This is a genomic window from Streptomyces sp. NPDC005898, from assembly GCF_040629635.1.
In the GTDB taxonomy this organism is placed as follows: domain Bacteria; phylum Actinomycetota; class Actinomycetes; order Streptomycetales; family Streptomycetaceae; genus Streptomyces.
On the sequence record NZ_JBEXWC010000024.1, the window covers coordinates 24,245 to 39,505 of the forward strand.

A 15,261-nucleotide genomic window follows, 5' to 3' on the forward strand; every position below is an offset into this window, starting at 1 on the left:
CCGTTCGGGAAGCGGTCGTCCGGCGGGCGACGGCGCCCGGGGCCTTCGGGCCGGCTCAGAACTCGTAGTCGGCGATCACCCAAGTGGCGAACTCCCGCCACAGGGCGACGCCGGCCTGGTGGGCCGGGTGTTCGAGGTACCGCTTGAGGGCGTCGGTGTCCTCGACCGCCGAGTTGATCGCGAAGTCGTACGCGATGGGGCGGTCGGTGATGTTCCAGTCGCACTCCCAGAACGTCAGCTCCGGGATCTGCCCGCCGAGCGCGCGGAAGGCCTCGACGCCCTCGATCACGCGCGGCTCGTCGCGCCGTACACCGTCGTTGAGCTTGAAGAGGACCAGATGGCGGATCACGGGCACTCCTTGGGGAGGGTGGGGACGAGGGCTCGGCGGCCGCTCAGTCCTTGCCTCCGTTGGCGACCCACGTCATGAAGTCGCCGATGCTCCGAGCGGCGCTCGAAATGCCTTCGAACCCTATCTGGACGTAGTCGGCGGCCTTGGCGGGGTCAGTGATGATCACGTAGAGCGCGAAGACGACCACCACGAAGAGGCCGACCCTCTTCCACTGCACTGCCACGATCTGGCCTCCCCTTGCCGCGCCCCGTGTGACCCCTGTGACGGCGGTGAGTCTAACCCGGTCCACGCGCACCGGGTCTTTCCCGCCCGCGCCCCGCCCCGACCGCCCTCACCGGACTTTTAGGGACCAACGGCCCGGCGGCGGAGGCCCTTTGCCTGTCCGCTCCGGGGGGCGCGGGGCGCAGGATGGACGGTGAGCCCGAGGGGTCTGGCAGGAATCCACGGGCGAGGGACCGGCTCCACTGCGGGGTCCGCGCCGCCTGCTTCCCCCCGACGGCGGCGTCGACTTGAGAGCCGGTCCGCACCGGGGGAAGCGGCTTGTCCCCCCCGACGCCGCTTCCCCCGACACCGCTTCCCCCCACGCCACTTCCCCCGCCCCGCCGAACCCCGACGCCCTGACGGCGCCGGGGCTTTTCGTATGTCCACGACCCTTATGTCCCCACCCAAAGACAGCGACTCCCGCAATGTCTGCTGCAAAAACCCAAAACGCATGCTGCTCCTGCTACGGTGGCGAGGAGACGCAATCGAAGGACTGGAGGGGTGGGCGAAGTGAGCAGGTCGTGGCCGTGGTGGCTTGCGGCGTCAATGACAATGAACGTCGCTCTGGCGGCGGGCATCATCGAGTACGCGCGCCACAAAGATGTGCTCGGCTCGGTGCAGCAGGGGGGAAGCGCGTTCGCGGGGGTCGCCGCGATCGCCGTCGTGATCGTCATCGCCTTCCGGCGTTGACCGGCAAGGTGGGTGCGGTGAAAGAGACCAAGGCGCAGGCCGATTGGCTGTGGCGGGCCATGGACGCCCTCCGCGGCGTCATGCCCCTGGAGGCCATGCAGCAGTTCATCCTGAACATGATCTTCCTGCGCCGGGTCTCGGACGTGCCGCCGGAGGACGCCCAGGGGCGTCCGACCTGGGCCGAACTGGTCGGCCGCGCCCCCGAGCCGGACGGCCTCGACCAGGCTGTCCGGCAGGCCCTGCACGCCTGGAGCGGACGCTACGGGGAACTGCACCTGGACCTCGACGAGGAGGGGACCTGGGCGCGGCCGCACTCCGGCGATCGGCGGGGCCTGGACCGGGCCCTGCGGGAACTGCTCCTCGTCCTGGACCGGGCGGGTCGGGCGAGCGCGCCGGGGGAGCTGTACGAGCAGTGCCTCGCGTGGCTCTCGGAGGACCGGGTGGGCGGCGAGTACTACACGCCGCGCGATGTCGTACGGACGATGGTCCGGCTCATGACGCCGGAGCCGGGGGACGAGGTCTACGACCCGGCGTGCGGTTCGGCTGGGATGCTCGTCGAGGCCGCGCATTACGTGCGGGCCCACGAGGGGCGGTCCGCGGATCAGGCCGGGTCCGGGCTCCGGCTGGCCGGCCGGGACGTCAACAGCCGTACGCGGTCGATCGCGGCGATGAACCTGGTTCTCCACGGGCTGGAGGGAGACATGCTCGCTGATCTCGGCTCCGACAACAGTCTCCTGCGGGGGTCGGAGTCCGAGGAGAAGTACGGCATCGTGCTCGCCAACCCGCCGTTCGGCATGCGGCTGGCGCGGTGGGAGGACCAGCACCACGGGTTCACGCACTGGCGCTATGGCCCGCCGCCCAAGAGCAACGCCGACTTCGCCTGGGTCCAGCATGTGCTCGGATCGCTGAGGCCCGGCGGCCGCGCCGCCATCCTGCTGGCGAACGGGGCCGCGTTCCGCGGGGGGGCCGAGCGGCGCATCCGTGCTCACCTGGTGCAGGACGACGTCTTGTCCGCGGTCGTTCAGTTGCCTCCGGGGCTCTTCCCGCACACGCGCATTCCCGCGTGCCTCTGGCTCTTCGACACGGCCAAGCGCCCGCACGCGCAGAACCGCGTCCTCTTCATCGACGCGCAGTCCTCGGGCGTCCAGGTGAGCCGCGGCCGCCGCCACCTGACCGACGCGGACGTGTCGCGGATCGCCGGCTCGTTCAGCGCCTGGTCGCGGGCGGGCACGGAGGACGAGCCGGGGTGGTGCCGAGTTCTCACGCGGGAGGAGATCGAGGCAGCGGACCACGACCTCCAGCCGACGCGCCATGTGACGCCGCCGGCGACGGAGGCCGACCCCGGCGACCCCGAGCGAAGGGTGCGTGAACTGACCGAAGAACTCTCCGGGTACTTCGCGGAAGCCGCGCGCATCGAGCAGGAACTCCGCGACGTGTTGGGGATGCGATGACCGCGTGTCCGCAGTGGATGGCGCTCGACGACCTGCCCGGCGTCGAAGTGGTCGGGTACGGCGTCAACCGCCCCGGTCCCGTCGATGCCGAGGGCGTCCCGATGCTCCGGGCGGGAGACATCGTCGACGGTCGCGTCCAGGCGTCGGAAGCGGTCCGCGTGGGGCACGCGGTGGCCGATGCCCATCCGAGGACACGGCTGCGCACCGGTGATCTGCTCGTCGTGCTCGTGGGAAGGATCGGCGAGGCCGCCATCACCGGGCCGGCGCAGGAGGGTTGGCAGGTCGCCCGCTCGGTCGCCCTGGTGCGCTGCGACGACCTCGACCTCGCTCGCTGGCTGCGGGCCTGGCTCGCCGTGCCGGCCGCCCGCGCATGGTGCGAGGCACGGGCCGCGGGCAGCGTGCAGCGCACCCTCGGGCTGAAGTGGCTGCGCCAGCTCCCCGTCGCGCTGCCGTCCGTGGCCGAACGCGATCGGGCCCTGCGTGTGATCACCGCTGTCGAGAGCCGTATCGATGTCAACGACCGGATCGCCCGGACGTCGGTCGAGTTGGCGGACGCGCACTTCGATGTCCTCACCCGGGACAGGTCGAGCTGGCCGGTCAGGACTTTCGGCGACATCGTCCGCAAGTCCTGGACGTCCACGGCGGCACGGTCGCCCGTGCCCCGCGAGGAGGAGACGTGGGTCGCCGCCGCGGACGTACTGCACAACTCCCTGCCCCACGTGTGCCTCGATGCCGAGGAGCAGTCGTGCGAGGCGGCCGGCTCGGTGCTCCTGGTCCCCAAGGACGGGCAGGTGCACGCCGCGGTCGGCCCGGGCTCCGTGGCGGTGAGCCGTGGCGTGCTCGTGCTGCAACCGGAGCAGGCGGCCGACACGTGGTGGCTGCTGCACGAGATCCGTTCCAGAAGCAGTGAGCTGGCCCGGCTCGCACAGGGCACCGCGGGCCGCGAGCTGAGTGTGCGGGCCATCGGGAACACCGAGGTGGCCAAGCCGCCCCAGGAGGAGTTGGCGCACTTCGTGGAACGCGCGAGCACCCTGCACGCGCGTGCGCTCACCGCCACCCGGGAGAGCCACACCTTGCGTGCTCTGCTCACCGGTTTCCTGCGCACCCTGGAGCCGGCCGACTCCTCGGCTCTCGGCTGACCGGTCCACGAGAGGACGGGCCGGCCGCCCCACCGCGCACCGGTCGCGACAGAAGCAAGAACGCCCCCTGACCGGCACGGTCAGGGGGCGTTCTGAGAGCGGTAGCGGAGGGATTTGAACCCTCGGTGACTTGCGCCACACTCGCTTTCGAGGCGAGCTCCTTCGGCCGCTCGGACACGCTACCGAGAGGAACTCTAGCCCAAGGTGGCCCGTGTTCTGAAATCGATTGGCCGGGCCCCCTGTATCACCGTTTCCGGAAGAAGTCCGTCAGCCGGGCGGCGCACTCGTCGGCGAGGACGCCCTCGATGACCTCGGGGCGGTGGTTGAGCCTGCGGTCGCGGACGACGTCCCAGAGGGAGCCCGCGGCGCCGGCCTTCTCGTCGCGCGCCCCGTAGACGACCCGGTCGACGCGTGACTGCACGAGGGCGCCCGCGCACATCGTGCACGGCTCCAGCGTCACGACGAGCGTGCAGCCGGTCAGCCGCCACTGACCGAGCCCGGCGGCCGCCCTGCGGAGGGCGAGCACCTCCGCGTGCGCGGTGGGATCGCCGGTCAGCTCCCGTTCGTTGTGCCCGGCCGCGAGCACCGTCGTGCCGTCCGGGGACAGCACGACGGCGCCGACGGGCACGTCGCCGCCCCGGCCGGCCAGCTCGGCCTCGGCCAGGGCGAGCCGCATGGGCGCCCGCCAGCGGTCGCGTACGGGGTCGTGTAGTTGGGGGTCGTGGGGTTCAGGGCCGTGGTCGGGGCCCTGTTCGGTGAGGTGGTCCACACGGGGAACCTAACGGACGGTCTCCAGCACCTCCGCCGCGCCGAGGATGTCGGCGATCTCGTTGAGGGCGTCGCCGGCCTCCAGACCGAGCAGGTCCTTCTGGGGCACGCCGAGGTCGGTGAGCAGCTGCGCGTCGCCGAGCGGCCCCGCGGGCACCGCCTCGCCGGTCGCGACCGGCACGTCCTCCTCCTCGTCGGCCATCTCCTGCGGTTCTCCGTCCTCCGTACCGTCGAGGTCGAGCGCGTCCAGGTCGGCGACGGTGTCGCCGGCTCCCGGATCGCGGCCGAGCATTTCGTCGGTGAGGAGGATCTCCCCGTACGCGCTCTTGGCGGCCGCGGCCGCGTCCGAGACGAAGATACGAGGGTCCTCCTCGCCGTCCACACGGACGACGCCGAACCACGCGTCGTCCTGTTCGATGAAGACGAGGACTGTGTCGTCGGCGTGGTCGGCGGTGGCTTCACGGGCCAGGTCGGCCAGATCCGCCAGGGTCTCCACGTCGTCGAGGTCCGTGTCGCTCGCTTCCCACCCGTCTTCGGTGCGCGCGAGCAGTGCGGCGAAGTACACCGTGACTCTCCCACTGGTGATAGGCAGTGCCGGTTGGCGGTTTGGGGTCCCCCCGGCGAGGTCGGGGGGCGGGGAGTGCTGTGCCGAGCCCCGCCCATTCGGAATCGTGGCAGAAACCGCGCCGTCTGGAGAGGTCTTCGGGCCGCTGTGTCCGCGTCGCGTTCCTCACGGCCCCCCGCCGGGCCCGCCGCGCGCCGGGGCGGTCACCAGCGGAACGTGCGCATGCGCATCTGCTGACGCATCCGTGCCGCCCGGGCGCGGCGCGGCTTGACCCGGTCGCGGAGCTCGATGGCCTCGGCGCGTTCCCGCAGGAACTGTGCGCGCCGTCGGCGTCGCTCGGCGTCGGTCTCGTCTTCCCGTTTGCGATCCGCCATGGGCCACCACCTCAGTTCGTACGTCCCCACCTTCCCCCGGTCGGCGGTGTTGATGCCAGCACGGAGCGGGGTCGGGGCCCGGTTACTGTTGATGCCATGCGGATCCACGTCGTCGACCACCCGCTGGTGGCGCACAAACTCACCACGCTGCGCGACAAGCGCACCGACTCACCGACCTTCCGGCGCCTCGCCGACGAGCTGGTCACCCTGCTCGCGTACGAGGCCACCCGGGACGTGCGCACCGAGCAGGTCGACATCCAGACCCCCGTGACGCGGACGACGGGCGTCAAGCTGTCGCACCCGCGGCCGCTGGTCGTGCCGATCCTGCGCGCGGGTCTCGGCATGCTCGACGGCATGGTGCGGCTGCTCCCGACCGCCGAGGTCGGCTTCCTGGGCATGATCCGCAACGAGGAGACCCTGGAGGCCTCCACGTACGCGACGCGCATGCCGGAGGACCTCTCGGGCCGCCAGGTCTACGTCCTGGACCCGATGCTCGCCACGGGCGGCACGCTGGTCGCGGCGATCCAGGAGCTGATCCGGCGCGGCGCCGACGACGTGACCGCCGTGGTGCTGCTCGCCGCCCCCGAGGGCGTCGAGGTCATGGAGCGCGAGCTGGCCGGCACGCCGGTGACGGTCGTGACGGCCTCCGTCGACGAGCGGCTCAACGAGCAGGGGTACATCGTCCCCGGCCTCGGTGACGCGGGCGACCGGATGTACGGGACGGCGGAGTAGCCGCGGTCAGCGTTTCTGACCGCGGGGTGGCCGCGGTCAGCAGTTCTTTTCGCCGTTGGACGGCTGGGGCGTCGGCTCGGGCCTGGTGAGTGTCGCCAGGGCCTTGTCGGCGTCCTCCTTTTTGACCAGGTCCTTGAACTTCTCCCCGATGATCAGGTCGACCTCGTCGCCGTCGCGGCCGTCGGTCCTCAGCTCGGCGCCCGCGAGCTGGGTGCCGAGCACGGGCAGCGCGGCGGTGGCGGCCGTTTTGGCGCCGAGCAGTATCCCGGTGCCCTTGACCTTCTTGTCGAACTCCTTCGTCGCGTTGCCGACCTCGCCGATGGCGAAGCCGCGCTTCTTCAGCTCGTCCGCGGTGCCCTTGGCGAGGCCGCCGCGGGGCGTGGCGTTGAAGACGTTGACGGTGATCTGGCCCGGCTTCGGCAGCGGCGCCGGCCTGCCCTCACGGCCCGCCTCGCGCGCGGCGCCGGGGTCCGTGCCCCGGGCGGGCCGGTGGGGGCCGCCCGGCTCGCGGTCGCAGTCCGAGGCGGCCCGGCCGGCCACCGCCGACGACGTATCGCCGCCGCCGGAGAAGACGTGGATGAGCTGCAGCGTGCCCCAGCCGATCAGGCCCAGGGCCGCGGCGGACGCGATGACCGCGAGCACGATCCTGCGGCGGCCGCCGGTGCGGCGCATTCGCGGATATTTGTCCCCCGTGATGCGGTATTTGCCGCCCATGCCGGGGGGAGTGAGCATGCTCATGGGCGCAGCGTAGTGCGGCGTGGCGGCGATGCCTACTAAATGATCATTGGCCGGGGGGCAGTCCAACCCGAAAGGGCCAACGAGGGGCCGAAAGGGCCCGTGCCCCGGGGGTCAGCCCAGTTCGAGGACGCGCGCGTGGAGCACCTGGCGCTGCTGGAGCGCGGCGCGGACGGCGCGGTGCAGGCCGTCTTCCAGGTAGAGGTCGCCCTGCCACTTCACGACGTGCGCGAAGAGGTCGCCGTAGAACGTGGAGTCCTCGGCGAGGAGCGTCTCCAGGTCGAGCTGGCCCTTGGTCGTCACGAGCTGATCGAGGCGGACCGGGCGCGGCGCGACGTCCGCCCACTGCCGGGTGCTTTCCCGGCCGTGGTCGGGGTACGGCCGGCCGTTTCCGATGCGCTTGAAGATCACACGGAAAGCCTACCGGTCAAGACTCTCCGGGCGCAGCCATGCCGACGGGGTGCGCCCCTGGGAAATGCCGCCGCATATGCGGTCATACCGGAAATGGGCGGGCCGGGAGCGGGGGCCCAGAGGGACGGGAGTCGACCATCGCCGTCCACATCGGGCGCCGAGAATCGCTCGGACGGGCTACGGGTGCGGCGCCGGGGCCGGCGGGTGTGCCTCGCGGGGGCGGGCGGGGGCGCCGAAGTGTGGCGGGCGGACCTCACGGAGATGGGGGCGGGGGCAAGGGCGCCGGAAAAGGGTGTGCGGGGGTGGCGGCGGGGTCGGTAGCCTCGGGGGTATGTCTACGCCCCGCATCTCCTAGCCAGGACACACGCTTCCACGCCACCCGTGTGTCCATTCGCTATTGCGGAGCGTTACCCCATGATCACCGTACGAGGCATCGACGTACGCGTCGGCGCCCGGCTTCTGCTGTCCGGCGTCGACTTCCACATCGCCCCCGGCGACCGCATCGGCCTGGTCGGCCGCAACGGCGCCGGCAAGACCACCCTGCTGAAGATCCTCGCGGGCGCCGCGGCCCCCGCCGCCGGCACCGTCACCCGTACCGGCTCCGTCGGCCACCTCGCCCAGGACCCGCGTGCCGCCGACCCCGCGGCCACCGTCATCGCCCGCGTCCTGTCCGCCCGCGGCCTGGACGAGGCCGTCGCCGCACTGCGTACCGCCGAGGCCGCCATGGCCGCCGCCACGAACCCCGCCGCCCAGGAACGGGCCATGGCCGCGTACGCCCGCGCCGACGACCGTTTCCAGGCGCGCGGCGGTTACGCCGCCGAGGCGGAGGCCGCCCGCGTCGCCGCCGGGCTCGGGCTGCCCGAACGGGCGCTGCACCGGCCCGTCGGCGAACTGTCGGGCGGCCAGCGGCGCCGCGTGGAGCTGGCCAGGATCCTGTTCTCGCGGCACGACACGCTGCTCCTCGACGAGCCGACCAACCACCTCGACGCCGACTCGGTCGGCTGGCTGCGCGGCTACCTGGCGTCGTATCCCGGCGGCCTCGTGCTCATCAGCCATGACACCGGGCTGCTCGCCGACACCGTCAACCGCGTCTTCCACCTCGACCCGGCGCGCGCCGCCCTCGACGTGCACAACACCGGCTGGCACACCTACCTCGCCCAGCGCGCGGCCGACGACCGGCGCCGCGCCCGCGAACGCGCGAACGCCGAGCGGAAGGCGGCCTCGCTGCGCGCCCAGGCCGACAAGATGCGCTCCCACGTCGCCACCGCCACCGCCGCGAAGAACATGGAACGGCGCGCCGAGCGCATGCTCGCCGGGACGGAGCGGGCGCGGCGCGGCGAGAAGGTCGCACGGATCAGGCTCCCCGAACCCGCGCCGTGCGGCCGCATGCCGCTCGGCGCGATCAGCCTCACCAAGGCGTACGGCACCCACCGGGTGCTCACGGGGGTCGACCTGGCCGTCGACCGGGGCAGCCGCTTGGTCGTCCTCGGGCTCAACGGCGCCGGGAAGACCACGCTGCTGCGGCTGCTCGCCGGCCGCGAACGCCCCGACGAGGGCCGGGTCGTGGCGGGCCCGGGCCTGCGCCTCGGCTACTTCGCGCAGGAGCACGACACCCTGGAGGACGCGAAGACCGTACGGGAGAACCTCGCGGTCGCGGCTCCGCAGCTGACGGATGGTGAGGTGCGCCGCGTACTGGGGTCGTTCCTGTTCGGCGGGGACGACGCGGACAAGCCCGCCGCCGTGCTCTCCGGGGGCGAGAAGACGCGGCTGGCGCTGGCCGGACTCGTCCACTCCGGTGCGAACGTCCTGCTGCTCGACGAGCCCACGAACAACCTCGACCCGGCCTCCCGGGACGAGGTCCTCGCCGCCGTCGGCACGTACCCCGGGGCGATCGTCATGGTCACGCACGACGAGGACGCGATCGACGCGCTACGGCCGGACCGCGTCCTGCTGCTCCCCGACGGGGCGGAGGACCTGTGGAGCCCCGAGTACCGGGGGTTGGTCGCCCTGGCCTGAACGACCGCCGGGCGAAGGCGGTCTCGGGGCGGTCTCGGGGGTCGGGGAGGTCGGTCTCGGGGGTGGTCCCGGGGGTCGGGGAGGTCGGTCTCGGGGGTGGTCCCGGGGGTCGGGGAGGTCGGCCCCGGGGGCGGTCTCGGGGGTCGGGGAGGTCGGTCTCGGGGTCGGTCCCGGGGGTCGGGGAGGTCGGCCTCGGGGTCGGGTGGGGGGAGAAGGCGGCTCCGACCCCTCGGCTGTGCTTCCATGCTCCGATGAGACGAGTCCGTGCCGCCGACGCGGCCGAAGGCCATCCTGTCCTGCGGGTGCGCGAGCGCGCCGGCGCGCCCGATCTGGCGGCGTGCGTGGAGGTGCTCGCGCAGGTGCACAAGAGGGACGGCTACCCCGTCAACTGGCCCGACCGGCCCGCCGACTGGCTGTCCGGCACCGCCGCCCTCGGCGCCTGGGTGGCCGAGCTGGACGGGCGGGTCGTCGGGCACGTGGGCCTGTTCCGGAGCGGCGAGGGCGACGCGGCGCCCGCCCTGTGGAGCGAGCGCTCCGGCGGGGACGTCGGGGCGACGGCGGTGGTCGGCCGCCTCTTCGTCGCGCCGGACGCGCGCGGCCACGGCATCGGCGCGCTGCTGATGGGGCGGGCCGCGCGGGAGGCGCGGGCGCGCGGCCTGCACCCGGTCCTGGACGTGGTCTCCTCCGACGCGTCGGCGGCCGCCCTGTACGAACGGCTGGGCTGGGAGCTGCTGGCCGTCGTCGAACAGGAGTGGGAGCCGGGGCAGCGGGTCGCCCTGCGTTGTTACGCGGCGCCTTCCGAGGGCGGGGCGTCCGCTTCGGGGGCCGTGCCGGGCACCCCCATCGCCCCTTCCGGTGCCGCCACCTCTTCCGGGGCCACCGCTCCTTCCGAGGCCGCCGCTCCTTCCGAGGCCGTCGCCCGGAGCGCCGTCAGCAAGCCCTTCAGCGCCGGCTGAACAGGTGCCCCGGCCCGCACGGCGGCGTGGATCGACCTGACCGGCTCGGGGCTCCTGAGTTCTCGTACGACCACGTCGGGACGGTGTCCGGCGGCCAGGCCCAGTTCCGGCACCAGGCTGACGCCGAGCCCGGCGGCGACGAGCCCCTGCGCGGTAACGTAGTCCCCGCTCTCCACCGTGAAGTCGGGGGTGAAGCCGGCCGCCGCGCAGGCGTCGAGCACCGGGTCCAGGCAAGGGCCCGGCGTCTCACCCGCGATCCAGGGGTCCTCGGCGAGGTCGGCGAGATCGAGTACCGGCCGATCGGCGAGCCGGTGGCCGCGGGGGAGCACCGCGCGATAACGATCGTCCAGCAGATGCACGAACCGGACCCCGTCCACCGGCGCCTGCTCGCGCGGGCCGACCACCAGCGCCAGGTCGGCCCGCCGCTCCTTCACCTCCAGAGCCGGGTCGCCCGGCTCGAAGAGCTTCAACTCGACTTGTACGCCGGGCTGGTCGCGGCGCAGCGCGGCGAGCGCGGGAGCGACGAGGGGTGCCCCGGCCGTGGCGAAGTACCGCATCGAGACACGGCCCGTCCGGCCCGCCCGCAACTCGGCCAGCGCGGTCTCGGCCTCGGCGGCGTGCCGTCCGATGACCGTCGCGTACTCGGCTACCAGGCGACCCGCGTCGGTGGGCCGCACCCCGCGACCGGTCCGCTCCAGGAGCGCGATGCCGGCCTCCTTCTCCAGGGCCGCCATCTGCTGGCTGACCGCCGAGGGTGTGTACCCCAGGTTCCGGGCCGCCGCGGTGACCGACCCACTGGCGACCACCGCCCGCAAAATCTGCATGCGCCGCATGTCGAGCATGGCTCCAGTGTGCGGCAGGACCTGCGGCCTGCGTGCAGCAGGGCTTAACTCTGGGTCCAGATCTTTTCGCTTGTCTTATGGGTGGGGGGGAGGGACGGTAGGGGGGCAGGTACGGGGGCTCCGGCGGGGCCTCCGACGGGGGCCTCCGACGGGGGTGCGTACGGGAGTTGCACGTACGCGGTCCGGCGTACGTACGGAGGTCTGGCCAACCGGCGTACGTATGCGCCCGGAGCCCGTAGGGGAGCCGGGGCGAACCGGCGTACGTACGCGGGGGGTGTGGGCGCGTACGCGGAGGGGGTGGGCGGACCACCTGGCCCGCACTGTGGCCCCTCTGGCACACCCGCACATCCCCCCATCCCCCCCTCCCCCCCATCCGCACATCCCGCCGCCCCGGGCCACGCCCGTCGGCGTGCCCGCCCGCAGGACACTCGCCCCTACAGGAGGCCCCGATGCTCAGCGGCACCCGTGCCACCCCCGTCCGCATGGGGCTGCTCGCCCTGCTCTGGGGTTCCGGATTCCTCTGGATCAAGATCGCCCTCGGCGGCGGCCTCACGCCGCTGCACATCACGATCATCCGATGCGCGCTCGGCGCCACCGTGCTGCTCGTCCTGGCCCGCACGGCCGGGCAGCGGATGCCGCGCGACCGCCGAGTGTGGGGCCACCTCCTCGTGGCCGCCTTCTTCTGCAACGCACTGCCGTTCTTCCTCTTCAGCCTCGGCGAGCAGACCGTCGACTCGGGCGTGGCCGGCGTGCTGAACGCCACGACCCCCCTGTGGTCCCTCGCCCTCGGCCTGATGCTGCGCACCGAACGCCGGCTCGGCCCGCTCCGCCTCGCCGGCCTGCTGCTCGGCTTCGCGGGCACGCTGCTGATCTTCGCGCCCTGGCAACAGACGGGGCTGGCCAGTTGGGGCGCGCTCGCCCTGCTCGCCGCGGCGGCCAGTTACGCCGTCGCCTTCGCCTACATGGCCCGCCACCTCATCACCCGTGACGCCGCCCCGCTCGCCCTCTCCGCCGCCCAACTGCTGACCGCCACGGGGCTGACGACGCTCGCCCTGCCCGCCGCGCCCACCGGCCCGTCCTTCCCGACGTTCACCGCGATCACCGCGGTCGTCGTCCTGGGCACGCTCGGCACGGGCGTCACCTTCCACCTCAACTCCCGCCTGATCGCGGCCGAGGGCCCCACCGCTGCCGCGACCGTCGGCTATCTGCTGCCGGTGGTCTCGGTCGCGCTGGGCGCGCTCGTACTCGGCGAGGAGATCGGCCCGCGAGTCGTGGCGGGGATGGCGGTGGTACTCGTGGGGGTGGGGCTCACGCGTCACCAGAGCCGCAGCGACAGGCTCCCGCTCCTTGGGAGCGCCCCCGACACACTCCGCAGCGATAACCCCAGCGCGGCCCTCAGCGGCAGCCGGCCCGGTCCTCGCCAGTAACGCCGTACCGGCGACGCGATCCCCTGACAGCAGGCCGCAGCCGGCTCCTCGCCAGAAATTCCAGCCTGGCCCTAGGCGAGGAGCGAGCCGAGCGGCATCCCGGCAGCAGCCGCCACCCATCGAAGCACCTCACAAGTCACACCTCACACCTCACAACTCACCCCTCGATCTCGCGCCCCGCTCCCGCAGCCACGCGACGAGGTCGCTCGCTCCCGCCGAGACCGCGATGTCGAGAGGGGTCATCTCGTCGTACCCGACCCTGTCGAGCGCGGCGCCCTGCTCCAGCAGATAGGTGGCTGACGCCAGTTGGCCCCCGTGGCAGGCACCCCAGAAGGCGCTGTCGAGATCGTCGGCGTCCAGCGGACCCGCCGCGACACGGGCCCGGAGCCGGCCGAGAAGCCCCAGCGTCGCCTCGTCCCGCAAGGTCGTCCGCGCCCCGTGCTCCAGCAGCCGCCGCGCGGCCCGCCACTGCCCGAACCCACACGCGTCGGCCAACGGCGTGCCGCCCCCTATGACCGCACCCCTCGCCTCGATGTCCGCCCCGGCGGCGACCAGGGCGTCCAAGGCCGCCACGTCGTCACTGCTGGCCGCCCAGTGCAGAGGCGTCTCGGAGTGCCCTCCGACGAAACGGGCGTCGGGGTCGGCGCCTGCCGCGACCAGGACCCCGATGACTTCGGGCGCCGCGGGGAAATGCCCCGGCCAGTCCGTGGCGATGTGCAGCAGAGTGCGCGTCCCGGCGGCGTCACCGTCCTGCCGGATCGAAGAAGCGGCAAGGCCGGCATGCGTACCGAGCAACGCGCGGAGCGCGGCCACGTCACCCGCGCGAATCACCCCGGTCGCCGCGACGGCCAACGGATCCCGCCAGTCAAGAACTGCCACGCCCCACCCCCAAATCCAACCGGTGACCAGCCCCCCAACCAACTCCTCCGATGCTCTCAGCGACCACTGACAACGGAAGGCGCCACTACCCGCCGGACGGCCCACTCGCGGTACGGCACGACACCGAGAAGCGCGGCGACAACGACGGCGACCAGATGCTCGCGGCCGGCGAGACCGGGGTCGGCGAAGGAACCCATCACCGTGGGAATGACGGCGACGACGAAGAGAACAGGGGCCCGCAGCACCACCGCCGTCCAGGCGAACAGTCCCACGATGGCGGCAGAGGCCCCGGTGTCCACGGCGTGCGCCGCACTGCCGGGTAGGCCGAGACGATCGGGACCGAGCGCGATCATCACCCGCGCCCCGAGCGTCCCGGCGAGCGTCACGGCGTACGCCACCACGAGCGTGCGGGCCCGCCCGAAGAGCAGCTCGGCGAGCGCGAAGGCGAGGAACAACCGGGGCAGCCCGCCCCACACAGACAGATCCACGGCGGGCACGAACAGCGATACGGGCGTACGCAGCAGGGTCAGCCAGAGCGGCTGGTCGGCCCGCACCTCACTGACCACCCGCAGTACGTCGGCACCCACCGCCGTCTGCTGGAACGCGTGCAGGCCGGTCACGGCGAGCACGGCGCACAGGGCCAGTGACACCCCGAGGGGCCCGCGCGAGCGAAGCCCGCGCCACGGCACGACGACGACGTCCCGCACCTCGCGGACCAGGGCTTCCCGCCCCCGGCCCAGCAGGGACAAGACCACCGATATCCGCGACACCCTCTGTCCATCCTCTTCAGGCCGCCACTCGGACGGGCGAATGGGGAGAATACGTGACACGGGGCTGCGGAACCACACCCGCCCGGCTGTCGAGGAAACCGACGCGCGGGAGCCGGTTACCCGGCCGGGGGAATCCACCCCGCGGCAATGGGCCGAACGGGTGTAAACGCACCCGAAGGGCCGGGAGGGCGCCACTAGCATCCGCGGGCATGACCCCTTCCACTGCCGTGACCCCGGAAAAGCAGCGCTCCCTCCTGGGCACCCTCATCATCATCCCGTGGGCCAACGAACCCGCGCCCGACTCCGAGGGCCCCGTGAGGCCCTTCCTGCTGGTGTGCTCCCGCGGGGACGGCCGCGAGGGCCCCGAGGCCGGCACGAAGGCGTTGCGTGCCGAGCTGGAGAAGGCCGGCCTCCCGATCGGTGGGAACGTGACGGACCTGACGCGGGAGACGCGGAGTTCGGTCTCACTGCTGGTGGAGGCCGAGCAGGTGGTGCTCAGCCTGCCCTTCCTGCACGTTCAGTGCCCGGTCTCTTCGCAGTGGCAGCAGGCGGCCTATGAGAACGGCTCGGCCTACCTGCTGTGCGCGCTGCGGCCGTGGCCCGAAGCCGTGCAGGGAAAGCCGGTCGGCGCGGAGCAACTGCGCGCGTTCGTCTCGGACGAGCAGATGGTGCCGACCAGCGCCCGCTGCCTCGTGCCGGTACGCAGGATCCGCCCCTGACCGAGGTGGGTCACCGGCGCACGACCACGACGTACTCAGCCGAAACTGCCATGCCCCCGGAGACTCTCTCCGGGGGCACGGCATTTGTCCTTCTCACAGACGCGTTTCGTTTCGTTTCGTTCGGGCCCGGCTCCGGGCACAGCTTTGCCCCGGGAGACGACGGATATCCGTCACCTG

General features: G+C 72.7%; 17 protein-coding genes, 1 tRNA gene and 1 pseudogene. 8 read left to right on the plus strand and 11 right to left on the minus strand.

Translation table 11 applies throughout. The annotated features are described in order from the left end of the window. Positions 1 to 55: 55 nt before the first annotated feature. Together ABZ385_RS26490 and ABZ385_RS26495 are read right to left on the minus strand one after the other, a co-directional pair. Positions 56 to 349, minus strand: coding sequence for a Dabb family protein (locus ABZ385_RS26490; RefSeq protein WP_358582420.1), 294 nt, complete (start codon positions 347 to 349; stop codon positions 56 to 58). Positions 350 to 392: 43 nt separating this feature from the next. Beyond that, positions 393 to 572: a hypothetical protein gene (locus tag ABZ385_RS26495; RefSeq protein WP_358582426.1), complete on the minus strand. Its 180-nt coding sequence runs from the start codon at positions 570 to 572 to the stop codon at positions 393 to 395. A gap of 590 nt (positions 573 to 1,162) precedes the next feature. Here ABZ385_RS26495 and ABZ385_RS26500 point away from each other — a divergent pair. Genes ABZ385_RS26500 through ABZ385_RS26510 form a run of 3 tightly spaced genes read left to right on the plus strand, consistent with a single transcriptional unit; the run spans position 1,163 to position 3,890 of the window. Next, positions 1,163 to 1,300, plus strand: coding sequence for a hypothetical protein (locus ABZ385_RS26500; RefSeq protein WP_358582429.1), 138 nt, complete (start codon positions 1,163 to 1,165; stop codon positions 1,298 to 1,300). A 17-nt stretch (positions 1,301 to 1,317) separates the two neighbouring features. Then, the gene (locus tag ABZ385_RS26505; RefSeq protein ID WP_358582432.1) at positions 1,318 to 2,751 is read left to right on the plus strand and encodes an N-6 DNA methylase; all 1,434 of its coding nucleotides are present in this window, start codon (positions 1,318 to 1,320) and stop codon (positions 2,749 to 2,751) included. Further along, on the plus strand, positions 2,748 to 3,890 hold the full coding sequence (locus ABZ385_RS26510) for a hypothetical protein (RefSeq protein ID WP_358582433.1): 1,143 nt from the start codon (positions 2,748 to 2,750) through the stop codon (positions 3,888 to 3,890). The genes ABZ385_RS26505 and ABZ385_RS26510 overlap by 4 nt, the downstream gene beginning before the upstream one ends. 99 nt (positions 3,891 to 3,989) lie before the next feature. On the opposite strand, the gene ABZ385_RS26515 is transcribed toward ABZ385_RS26510, so the two are convergent. The 4 genes from ABZ385_RS26515 to ABZ385_RS26530 form a co-directional block, all read right to left on the minus strand. Next, positions 3,990 to 4,074 (minus strand) — tRNA-Ser (locus tag ABZ385_RS26515). Between the two features lie 60 nt (positions 4,075 to 4,134). After that, positions 4,135 to 4,566 (minus strand): tRNA adenosine(34) deaminase TadA, encoded by a 432-nt coding sequence (gene tadA, locus ABZ385_RS26520; RefSeq protein ID WP_358582517.1) that lies wholly within the window; start codon positions 4,564 to 4,566, stop codon positions 4,135 to 4,137. Positions 4,567 to 4,668: 102 nt separating this feature from the next. After that, positions 4,669 to 5,223 (minus strand): hypothetical protein, encoded by a 555-nt coding sequence (locus tag ABZ385_RS26525; RefSeq protein WP_358582436.1) that lies wholly within the window; start codon positions 5,221 to 5,223, stop codon positions 4,669 to 4,671. 203 nt (positions 5,224 to 5,426) lie between these two features. Beyond that, positions 5,427 to 5,597, minus strand: a complete 171-nt coding sequence (locus ABZ385_RS26530; RefSeq protein ID WP_358582439.1) for a hypothetical protein — start codon at positions 5,595 to 5,597, stop codon at positions 5,427 to 5,429. 96 nt (positions 5,598 to 5,693) lie between these two features. Here ABZ385_RS26530 and upp point away from each other — a divergent pair, with 96 nt between their 5' ends. After that, the gene (gene upp / locus ABZ385_RS26535; protein ID WP_358582442.1) at positions 5,694 to 6,329 is read left to right on the plus strand and encodes a uracil phosphoribosyltransferase; all 636 of its coding nucleotides are present in this window, start codon (positions 5,694 to 5,696) and stop codon (positions 6,327 to 6,329) included. Positions 6,330 to 6,365: 36 nt separating this feature from the next. On the opposite strand, the gene ABZ385_RS26540 is transcribed toward upp, so the two are convergent. After that, a complete protein-coding gene (locus ABZ385_RS26540; protein WP_358913551.1) occupies positions 6,366 to 7,067 on the minus strand; it encodes a LytR C-terminal domain-containing protein in 702 nt (233 codons plus the stop codon). Positions 7,068 to 7,178: 111 nt separating this feature from the next. Beyond that, complete coding sequence (locus tag ABZ385_RS26545) at positions 7,179 to 7,475, minus strand: type II toxin-antitoxin system VapB family antitoxin (RefSeq protein WP_003955420.1); 297 nt, start codon at positions 7,473 to 7,475, stop codon at positions 7,179 to 7,181. Between the two features lie 414 nt (positions 7,476 to 7,889). Here ABZ385_RS26545 and ABZ385_RS26550 point away from each other — a divergent pair, with 414 nt between their 5' ends. Both ABZ385_RS26550 and ABZ385_RS26555 read left to right on the plus strand, forming a co-directional pair. Next, on the plus strand, positions 7,890 to 9,491 hold the full coding sequence (locus ABZ385_RS26550) for an ABC-F family ATP-binding cassette domain-containing protein (protein WP_358913552.1): 1,602 nt from the start codon (positions 7,890 to 7,892) through the stop codon (positions 9,489 to 9,491). A gap of 341 nt (positions 9,492 to 9,832) precedes the next feature. Next, a pseudogene (locus ABZ385_RS26555) lies at positions 9,833 to 10,291 on the plus strand (GNAT family N-acetyltransferase); the annotation flags it as partial. Here the strand turns inward: ABZ385_RS26555 and ABZ385_RS26560 are convergent. Further along, positions 10,276 to 11,289, minus strand: a complete 1,014-nt coding sequence (locus ABZ385_RS26560) for a LysR family transcriptional regulator (protein ID WP_358913553.1) — start codon at positions 11,287 to 11,289, stop codon at positions 10,276 to 10,278. The pseudogene ABZ385_RS26555 and the gene ABZ385_RS26560 sit on opposite strands and share 16 nt — an antisense overlap. A gap of 449 nt (positions 11,290 to 11,738) precedes the next feature. On the opposite strand from ABZ385_RS26560, the gene ABZ385_RS26565 reads away from it, so the two are divergent. Then, a complete protein-coding gene (locus ABZ385_RS26565) occupies positions 11,739 to 12,716 on the plus strand; it encodes a DMT family transporter (protein ID WP_358913554.1) in 978 nt (325 codons plus the stop codon). A gap of 150 nt (positions 12,717 to 12,866) precedes the next feature. Here ABZ385_RS26565 and ABZ385_RS26570 read toward each other — a convergent pair whose 3' ends face one another. Together ABZ385_RS26570 and ABZ385_RS26575 are read right to left on the minus strand one after the other, a co-directional pair. Beyond that, entirely contained in the window at positions 12,867 to 13,595 is a 729-nt protein-coding gene (locus ABZ385_RS26570; protein WP_358913555.1) for an ankyrin repeat domain-containing protein, read from the minus strand. Between the two features lie 56 nt (positions 13,596 to 13,651). Continuing rightward, positions 13,652 to 14,365 (minus strand): hypothetical protein, encoded by a 714-nt coding sequence (locus ABZ385_RS26575; protein WP_358913556.1) that lies wholly within the window; start codon positions 14,363 to 14,365, stop codon positions 13,652 to 13,654. Between the two features lie 209 nt (positions 14,366 to 14,574). Here ABZ385_RS26575 and ABZ385_RS26580 point away from each other — a divergent pair, with 209 nt between their 5' ends. Beyond that, positions 14,575 to 15,084 carry a DUF5949 family protein gene (locus tag ABZ385_RS26580; protein ID WP_358582462.1) on the plus strand — a complete coding sequence of 170 codons (510 nt, stop codon included), beginning with the start codon at positions 14,575 to 14,577 and terminating at the stop codon, positions 15,082 to 15,084. The last annotated feature ends 177 nt before the right edge of the window (positions 15,085 to 15,261 follow it).